Raw genomic sequence first — 4,746 nt, 5'->3', positions numbered from 1 at the left:
ATGGTGGTCGCTACTGGGCTTGAACCAGTGACCCTCGCCTTGTAAGGGCGATGCTCTCCCAACTGAGCTAAGCGACCGTCTTGTGGGGGCGTATTATAGGGTGGTCTGCGGAGGTGTCAACGCAAATTTAAAGGAAACTGACTGCTTGCGCAAATTCTCGTCAAAATGCCCAAATTGGCAGCTTTGATGAGGCAATTATTAGCAAATAAAGCGTGATATGAGTATAGCTGCTGTCTAGCGAATTTTAGCGGGTGTGGTAAAATCCGCGCCATTCAACTCGGTCAATTTACTTAACTAGAGAATAAACATGACAGTTCGTACTCGCGTAGCACCTTCGCCAACAGGTGACCCACATGTAGGTACCGCCTACATCGCACTATTTAATTACTGTTTCGCTAAGCAACATGGCGGCGAATTTATTCTACGTATTGAAGATACCGACCAAGCGCGCAGCTCGCGTGAATCTGAGCAAGCTATTTACGACAGCCTAAGCTGGTTAGGGCTAAGCTGGGATGAAGGTCCAGACTGCGGCGGCAATGCGGGCCCTTACCGTCAAAGCGAGCGTAGCGATATTTATAAAAAATATGCTCAGCAGCTGATTGATGAAGGTAAGGCATTTTATTGCTTTGCCACCTCTGAAGAATTAGACGAAATGCGCAAGCAGCAAATGGCCGAAGGTTTACAGCCTAAATACGATGGCCGTGGTTTAACGCTAAGCGCCGAAGAGATTGCTGCGAACCTGGCAGAAGGTAAGCCTTATGTAGTTCGCATGAAAATCCCAGAATCGGGCAGCTTTAGCTTTAACGATTACCTGCGTGGCAACGTAGAGATCCCATGGGAACAAGTAGATATGCAAGTGCTACTTAAAGCCGATGGTTTGCCAACCTACTTTTTAGCTAACGTGGTAGATGATCATTTAATGGGCATTACTCACGTGTTCCGTGGTGAAGAATGGCTAAACTCGGCGCCAAAACTGCTTAAATTATACTTAGATTTAGGTTGGGAAGCGCCAGTATTGGGCCACATGCCATTGTTACGTAACCCTGATAAGAGCAAGTTAAGTAAGCGTAAAAACCCAACTAGCGTGAACTACTACCGCAAAATGGGCTTTTTACCAGAAGCAATGCTTAACTATTTAGGCCGCATGGGCTGGTCTATGCCAGACGAGCGTGAAAAATTCACCTTGGCAGAAATGATTGAGCACTTCGACATGAAGCGTGTGTCATTAGGTGGCCCCGTATTTGATGTTGAAAAACTTAAATGGTTAAACGGTTTGTGGATCCGCGAAGAACTAAGTGATGAGCAACTAGCCCAACGCTTAGTTGAGTGGGCTTACAATCAAGAAACCTTGATGAACATTATTCCTCAAGCTAAAGCACGTTTAGATGTGTTTAGTGATTTAGCGCCATTAGCTGGGCATTTTATCTCAGGCATGCCTGAATATGCACCAGAGCTACTTACTGGCGGTAAACTAGAAGAAGAGCAAGTTCGTAGCTTGTTACAAATGTTTATTTGGCAGCTAGAAGAGCAGCGCCAGTGGGACAAAGACACGGTGTTTGCTGTTGCTAAGCAATTGTCTACTCACTTAGATGTGAAAATCCGTGACTTCCTAGAGCCTATTTTTGTAGCGATTACCGGCAAAACTAGCTCTACATCAGTGGTAGATGCAATGGCGATTCTAGGATCAGATATGAGTCGAGCGCGATTACGTTTTGCGCTAAGCCATATTGGTGTGAGTAAGAAACAAGCTAAATCATTAGATAAAGCTTACCGAGCCTATAAAGCTAGCTGGTAAACCTTTTTGTTTAATGTAAAAAGCCAACTCTTAGAGTTGGCTTTTTTTGTATTTTCTAAAGTGAATTGTTATACCAATAACATGCTGCCACAGGCTGCAACCAGTAAACCTAGCGCCAGCAAGAACTGCAATTGAAGTTTAATACTCATCGGGTTCCTTAAATATGCATCAGTAGTAGCGTCATCATGCTACAAGCTTCCACCTCAAAACCATGAAACGCTTCACAGTTTGTTTTTTGAACAAACAGTTAAGTGTGAAAACCCTCGGTAGATCCCATTTATTTTGTGATTTTTTATTAGTTTGTTAACTAAATTGACACAATCGTTCAACATGTTGTTTTCTGCTGATATTTCGTTGGCTATTATGGCTTAACGTAAATCAACTTTTTAAGTGACTTTTATGTAAATAGGAGTATGTGTTAATCACATCAACTGCTATTGTTGCTAGGGTGATTGTCACTAATGGAGTGTTGTTTTTATTGATTAATTGGAAACAATAAACCCATTCAAAAATCACCAGTGTTGCAAGCAAGGAATGCTTGTATAGGGCTTGAACGCAGTGCTAAATATGAGGCATGTAAGGGTAATTCCTTGCTGCTCATTATTCGCTATAAGGAGATCTGATGTCTATCAGTAGTCAATTAAATCAAGATTTGGGTCAGTTAATTATTTGTATCACTGGGCGCTTTGATTATTCACTGCACCGAGATTTTCGCGCTTGTTATGAAAATATATCAGTTGAAGGAGTGCAACTTATCCTTGATTTAAGTGCCGCTGATTATATGGATAGCTCAGCGCTTGGCATGATGTTGTTACTAAAAGAGCATGCTGAAAAGAGTCAAGCCTTGGCCTTAACCATACGTAAGCCATCGCCCGCTATTCTAAAAATATTAGAAATAGCCAACTTCGACAAATTACTCAAAATAGAAAACTAGTGCACGAAGATCTTACGTTTAGTTTTCTAAATAAAGCCGTTAAAGGCACCGCCTTAGTGGTGGACGATACACGTATTAATCGCCTGCTGTTAGGCAAAATATTGGGCGACATAGGCTACCAAGTAGTACATGCTGAAAACGGTGAAGAAGCGGTTGAGGTTTTTAAGCAGCAGCCAGTCGATATTGTTTTTATGGATATATTGATGCCGGTGATGGACGGTTATCAAGCCACTACCGAAATCAAAAAGCTTTGTGGCAGTAAGTTTGTCCCGGTATTATTTGTTACCGCCCAGAATGAAGTGGACGCATTGGTTAAGTGCATAGCCAGCGGCGGGGATGACATTTTATTTAAGCCTGTCCACCAAGCAGTGCTAAAAGCCAAAGCCCTGGGTTTTGAGCGCACCAAAGCTATCTACAACGAAATAAGCCGATTACATAATCAACTGCAAGAAGAAGAAGAGCTGGCCGAGCGAGTATTTAGTAGCGCAGTGGCTAATTCTTACTGCGCAGATCGCGAGTTACTGGTGTCTTTAAATAGCGCATCTACTTTTTCGGGGGATGTTGTGCTGGCCGAATATCGACCGAACGGCGATATTCACTTGTTGTTAGGCGACTTTACCGGCCATGGTTTGCGTGCGGCTATTGGTGCCATGCCAGTGGCGGATATCTTCAGGGGTATGACGCGAAAGGGATACACTGCAGACGCTATTTTGCGGCAAATAAACAAACGGCTGCATCGCTTGTTACCTACCGGAATGTTTATGGCGGGTACATTTGTTGAGGCATCGTTACAACAAAAGTCGCTTACCGTTTGGAATGGCGGCATGCCAGAACTACTTATCTACAATACTCAGCAGCAAGCAATGCGTGAACGTTTGATCTCTGAGTCACTGCCTCTTGGCATTCAAACTACGGTAGAGCTCAATCTAAAAACCATCCCATGGTTGCCTAACGACCACATCGTATTGCTTAGCGATGGCGTAACAGAAGCGGTGAACATAGAGGGAGAAATGTTTGGCGAGCAGCGCTTAGAAGCCGCCTTTAATAGCCGTAGCGGGCAACCTTCTTTTATCGCTTGTATTCAACAGCAATTGGAACGTTTTTGTAATGGGGCAGAGCAGTTAGACGACATCAGTATGGTGGAAATCCCTGATTTGCTTAATCGGCCTAATGCCGAAGCCGCCAGTACTTTTGCTGGTTCAAATCAGCCTAGAGGGAAGTGGCGCTGGCAACTTTGTTTAGACGTAAACAGCTTGCAACAGTTTACGCCAATCCCCTTGTTAATGACCACGCTGCAAGAACTTTCGGTTCATCAAACCGACCGAAATATATTATTCACCATTGTGAGTGAGTTATTTAATAATGCTTTTGAACACGGCGTTCTTGGGCTTGAGTCTTCGATTAAAACCTCGGCTGAAGGTTTTGAAGAGTATTACCGCCAGCGTAAGCGCAGAGCTAAACAGTTAAGTGAAGGCTGGGTTAACATTACAATTGATTTTGATGGCCAAGCTAGTCGCCAATTTACCATTGAAGTCAGCGACAGTGGCAAAGGCTTCGATTTAAGCAAAACCGCCACAAACGATCCTGCACAGCAATATTCTGGGCGAGGGCTAAAATTGGTGGAGTCCCTTTGCGAAAGCTTAGATGTTTTGGATAAAGGGACAAAGGTGAGCGTTATTTATCGCTGCCAACATTAAACCAAATTTGAGTAATCCTCCGCTAATTGTTGGCTAATTGAGCAAGTGGCGCGTTTCTTAGGAAAAACGGTTGACACTATTCCGCTGGCTGCTTAGAATTCTGCTCGCTTTCAAGGCTTATTGTGTTGAAAGCAGTGTGATTTTGGGGCTATAGCTCAGCTGGGAGAGCGCTTGCATGGCATGCAAGAGGTCCGCGGTTCGATCCCGCGTAGCTCCACCAATTCACATCCCATACCGTATATCGGGGCTATAGCTCAGCTGGGAGAGCGCTTGCATGGCATGCAAGAGGTCCGCGGTTCGATCCCGCGTAGCTCCACCAA

3 protein-coding genes and 3 tRNA genes are annotated in these 4,746 nt (G+C 44.2%); 5 read left to right on the top strand and 1 reads right to left on the bottom strand.

Features of this window, described 5'->3' with window-relative positions; genetic code table 11:
- Position 1 precedes the first annotated feature (1 nt).
- Positions 2 to 77 (bottom strand) — tRNA-Val (locus Q4549_RS21810).
- A gap of 230 nt (positions 78 to 307) precedes the next feature.
- On the opposite strand from Q4549_RS21810, the gene gltX reads away from it, so the two are divergent.
- The 5 genes from gltX to Q4549_RS21785 all read left to right on the top strand — a co-directional run bounded on the left by gltX (position 308) and on the right by Q4549_RS21785 (position 4,745).
- Entirely contained in the window at positions 308 to 1,795 is a 1,488-nt protein-coding gene (gene gltX, locus Q4549_RS21805) for a glutamate--tRNA ligase (RefSeq protein ID WP_303554596.1), read from the top strand.
- A gap of 622 nt (positions 1,796 to 2,417) precedes the next feature.
- Positions 2,418 to 2,729, top strand: coding sequence for an STAS domain-containing protein (locus Q4549_RS21800; protein ID WP_137674979.1), 312 nt, complete (start codon positions 2,418 to 2,420; stop codon positions 2,727 to 2,729).
- Positions 2,729 to 4,426: a fused response regulator/phosphatase gene (locus tag Q4549_RS21795; protein ID WP_303554598.1), complete on the top strand. Its 1,698-nt coding sequence runs from the start codon at positions 2,729 to 2,731 to the stop codon at positions 4,424 to 4,426. The genes Q4549_RS21800 and Q4549_RS21795 overlap by 1 nt, the downstream gene beginning before the upstream one ends.
- 144 nt (positions 4,427 to 4,570) lie before the next feature.
- Positions 4,571 to 4,646 (top strand) — tRNA-Ala (locus Q4549_RS21790).
- Positions 4,647 to 4,669: 23 nt separating this feature from the next.
- Positions 4,670 to 4,745 (top strand) — tRNA-Ala (locus Q4549_RS21785).
- Position 4,746 lies beyond the last annotated feature (1 nt).

Source organism: Agarivorans sp. 2_MG-2023, from assembly GCF_030548085.1.
GTDB lineage: Bacteria > Pseudomonadota > Gammaproteobacteria > Enterobacterales > Celerinatantimonadaceae > Agarivorans.
Note: the sequence above shows the minus strand (reverse complement) of the source record. Positions and strands in the feature narration are given on the sequence as shown.

What these genes read in the sequence shown, in the direction of transcription:
- gltX (WP_303554596.1), top strand. Translation starts at nt 308, where the DNA reads ATGACAGTTCGTACTCGCGTAGCACCTTCGCCAACAGGTGACCCACAT.
- Q4549_RS21800 (WP_137674979.1), top strand. Translation starts at nt 2,418, where the DNA reads ATGTCTATCAGTAGTCAATTAAATCAAGATTTGGGTCAGTTAATTATT.